Origin of the sequence: Hoylesella marshii DSM 16973 = JCM 13450, from assembly GCF_000146675.1 — a bacterium.
GTDB lineage: Bacteria > Bacteroidota > Bacteroidia > Bacteroidales > Bacteroidaceae > Prevotella > Prevotella marshii.
The window spans coordinates 2,435,263-2,439,730 of record NZ_GL397214.1 but is presented as its reverse complement, the minus strand read 5'-3'; the positions used below and the strand labels follow the sequence as shown (position 1 = coordinate 2,439,730).

The window sequence follows — 4,468 nt, the reverse complement described above, 5'->3', positions numbered from 1 at the left end:
TAAAACAACAATGAAAATCGTAAAAATCAACAGTAAATTCAAGCAGTTGGCAGACTGGATACTCTGCCACCGTCTTGTGGTCGGTGCGTTGTTCGCAGTCATCGTCGCCTTCTCGTTTGTGGGAGCGAAGCGCATCGTGATGAAAACTTCGTTCGACGACTATTTCGTGAGCGACGACCCGATGCTGCTCAAGACCAATGAGTTCAAGTCTATCTTCGGCAACGACTACTATGTGGCGGTGCTGGTGAAAAACAAGGACATCTTCTCCCAACGCAGCCTGACGCTCATTCGCGAACTGAGCAACGAACTGAAAGACAGCCTGTCGTATGCCGACAAAGTAACGTCGCTCGCCGATATTGAGTTTGCCGTAGGTACGGAGGAGGGTATGACCATCGAACAGATTGTCCCCGACGAGATTCCGTCTGATGCCGCTTCGCTGAACGTAATCCGGCAGAAAGCGTACAGCAAACCGTATTTGGCAAAGAAGATGGTGTCAAACGACGGCACGATGACGTGGATTATGGTGAAACTGCGGCCGTTCCCCGAAGACAGCGTGTGGAAGAAGACGAGCGACATTGCGCCCGATATGATTACGGGCAAAGAAGCGGGACACATCATCGGCAAGGCGAAATACGCCGAACTGTCGCCCAACGCCGCGGGAATGCCCTATCTGGGCTACGAGAAATTCGTTTATCTCAAAAGCGAACTGGGGCGGCTGTTCCTCTTTGCCTTCATCATCTCCATCGTTGTGATGCTCATCGTAACCCGTTCGCTGAGCGGCGTTGTTGCACCACTGCTCACGTCCGTGTTCGGACTGCTCATCAGTTTCGGCATCATCGGCTGGACGGGCATCTACATCGACATGACCACGACAATGATTGCCGTGATACTGACTTTTGCCTGCTCCATCGCCTACAATATTCACCTGTACAATTTCTTCAAGACGCAGTTTGTAGAAACAGGCAAGCGCAGGGAATCCATCAAGGAAGCCGTAGGCGAAACCGGTTGGGGCGTGTTGCTGTCGGGACTTACCACCGTGGCTGCCATGATGACGTTCCTGTCCATGAAGATAGTACCGATGCGGGCCATCGGCATCAACACCTCGCTCTGTCTGCTTGCCGTGCTGCTCACCTGCCTGCTGCTCACACCCATCCTGTTGTCGTTCGGCAAGGATCGCAAGCCTGCTGCCGATATGTCGAAGAGTTTTGAAGGATATATCGGCAAACGATTCGAACAGTTTGGCAGTTTCGTGATGCGCAGGCATCGTTCCATTGTCGTTTCTTCGGTTGTGCTGACCATCTTCTGCGGTATCGGACTCTTCTCCATCGAGCCTGCGTTCGACATCGAAAAGACGATGGGGCGGAAGATTCCATACGTAAAGAAATTCCTCGACCTCTGCGAAACCGAACTCGGTTCGATATATTCCTATGACCTTATGATTACCTTGCCGCACGACAACGACGCCAAGAAGCCGGAGAATTTGCAGAAACTTGACCGACTGGCGGAGATTGCAGGCGGCTACAAGCTGACGAAACGCCACAATTCCATTACCGACATCGTGAAGGATATGAACTGTACGCTCAACGGCAACAAGCAGCAGTTCTACCGCATTCCCGACAACGCCGATATGGTGGCGCAGTTGCTGTTGCTCTATGAGAATGCGGGCGGTACGGAGTCGGAATACTGGATGGACTACGACTACAAACGGCTGCGGTTGCAGTTGGAGATGAAAGACTACAACTCCAACGAGGCGGAAAAGGAAATGAACGACTTGCAGGCGGAGGCGCGCAAACTCTTTCCCGGCGCACACGTCTCGGTGGTGGGCAGCATACCGCAGTTCACCGTGATGCAGCAGTATGTGGAGCGCGGGCAGATGTGGTCGATGCTGTTGTCGGTCTTGGTCATAGGCGTTATCCTCGTGCTTGTCTTCGGCAACTGGAAAGTGGGGCTCGTTGGGATGATACCGAACATTGCCCCCGCCATCATCGTGGGCGGTATGATGGGTTGGTTGGGCTATCCGCTCGATATGATGACAGCCTCGCTCATTCCGATGGTCTTGGGTATTGCCGTCGACGACACTATCCACTTCATCAACCACAGCCATGTGGCATACGACAGGTGCGGCAATTATGCAGAAGCCATCAACCGAACCTTCCGCACCGAAGGACTCGCCATCGTCATGTCCACAGTCGTCATCTCGGCTACGTTTACAGGCTTCGTCTTCTCCGATGGCAAACAGATGCGCAATTGGGGCATTCTGGCTGTTGCCGGTATGATGTCGGCCCTGCTGGCAGACCTCTTTCTCACACCGATCCTTCTCAAGTATCTCCGTGTATTCGGGGATGACAAACGTACTTCCTCTGGAACGGCAAACGAACTTCCTAAGGAATGAGAAACGGGCTTCCCGGGGAACGACAAATGAATTTCCTTGATAACAACAAAACACCATAAAATATAACGATATGAAAACAAAACATTTCACATTGCTGCTCATCTCCATACTGGCGGTGTGCGGCGCGCAGGCAGCAGGGCTGTCGGGCAGAGACATCATGCAGAAAGTAAGAAACCGCGCAGACGGTGACACACGTTCTGCCACCATCGAAATGACGCTCATCCAGAAGAGCGGGCATAAGCGTATGAGGAGACTCGAATCGTGGGCAATGGACATAGGCAATGATACGAAGAAAATCATGTTCTTCACCTATCCCGGAGACGTGAAGGGTACGGGATTCCTCACTTGGGACTACGACAATACCGCCAAGGTGGACGATAAGTGGCTCTATCTTCCGGCAATGAAAAAGACGAGGCGCATCAGCGGGAAGTCGTCGAAAACCGATTACTTCATGGGCAGTGACTTTACCTACAACGATATGAGCGCCCGCAGCGTGGACGAAGAGAAGCATACGCTTCTGCGCGAAGAAATGTTGGGCGGTCAAAAATGTTGGGTGGTAGAGTCGGTACCCAACGACAAGGATGAGATTTACACACGCCGCGTCACCTGGGTTCGGCAGGACTGCCTGATGGCGGTAAAGGCGGAATACTACGACAAACTGAACAAACTGCACCGTAGGCTCACTATTTCCAACATAGAGAAAGTGCAGGGCTTCTGGACGATGCATCTTATGCAGATGGAGAATGTACAGACGGGACACAAGACCATTATCCGTATGGAAAATCAGAAGTTCAACGTAAAGGTATCGCCTAACCTTTTCACCGTTTCCCAACTTGAGAAAGGACTCTGATATGAAACCGATGCGATTATGTATGCTCTTGCTTGTGCCGATACTCTCGGTGCAGGTATCAGCCCAAATCGATAATACATTGCCGGCCGATAGCGACACCATCGGTTCGGAATGCACTCCGCAGGAAACGGTCAATGCATCGGACGATAACGCCTTGCAGGTGCAGGTGAAAGGTTTTCTTGATACCTACCATGCCGTCAGAACAGAGGGACGCGCCGACTGGATGGCTTTGCGGACTCGGGCGCGGGGAGAACTCAAACTCGAGAAAGGGGCGGCTTCGCTCTTCCTATCCCTGAACGCCACCTACAACGGAATATTGAAAGAACGCACAGGACTGGAATTGCGCGAGGCTTATCTCTCTTATGCAAAGGGCAACTTCGACCTGCGCGTGGGGCGGCAGATTGTCGTATGGGGCGTGGCGGATGCACTGCGCATTACCGATTGCGTGTCGCCGTTCGACTATACTGAGTTTCTTGCACAAGACTACGACGACATTCGCATGCCCGTCAACGGACTGCGTGCAAAATACACAAGAGGTTCGGTCACCCTTGAAGCCGTGTGCAATCCTGTGGTAGACTTTTTTATTCTGCCGACAGACGAGCGCAATCCGTGGGCAATACGCCTACCGTCTGCACCACTGCCTTACACCACCGACTTGGAAAGCGGCAAGCCGGAGAAGAAAATCAGGAATATGGAGTTTGGCGGACGGGCAAGCGTCAATCTCAGCGGAATAGACTTCTCCGTGAGTGCCTTGCGGACGTGGAACAAGCTGCCCGCCCTTTGCCCAGCCCTGTCGGGCGATGGAAGGACGCTCTACATCAACGGACAGTACCGCCGTATGACGATGTTGGGTGCCGACTGCTCATTGCCCGTCGGTCAGTTTGTCCTCCGCGCCGAAGTCGCCGAGTATATAGGCGAGGCACAAGGAAGCGGCTTGGGGCAGAATGCCGTGCGGCGCAACACCCTCAACGCCCTTGCAGGGGTAGACTGGTATCCGGGTAACGACTGGAACATCAGCGTGCAGTATTGCCATAAATACACATCGGGCAATCTCGCAGCACTCTCCGTCTATCGCAATGCCGGGCTTGCCACAGCAAGACTCTCAAAGGAACTGCTGCACAACACGCTGAAACTCTCCACCTTTGCCTACATCGATGTGGCAAGCGGCGGCATTTTCAACCGCCTTTCCGCCTCCTATTCTCTCAACGACGATATAGAACTAACCG

Annotated in this window: 3 protein-coding genes; all 3 read left to right on the top strand. The window is 53.0% G+C overall.

Annotated elements, in window-relative coordinates:
* Positions 1 to 10 precede the first annotated feature (10 nt).
* Complete coding sequence (locus HMPREF0658_RS10090; RefSeq protein ID WP_006950639.1) at positions 11 to 2,392, top strand: efflux RND transporter permease subunit; 2,382 nt, start codon at positions 11 to 13, stop codon at positions 2,390 to 2,392.
* Between the two features lie 70 nt (positions 2,393 to 2,462).
* A complete protein-coding gene (locus HMPREF0658_RS10085; RefSeq protein ID WP_006950638.1) occupies positions 2,463 to 3,242 on the top strand; it encodes an outer membrane lipoprotein-sorting protein in 780 nt (259 codons plus the stop codon).
* Between the two features lie 10 nt (positions 3,243 to 3,252).
* Positions 3,253 to 4,468, top strand: a 1,216-nt coding sequence (locus HMPREF0658_RS10080) for a DUF1302 family protein (protein ID WP_040557878.1), incomplete at its 3' end; no start/stop codon positions are given.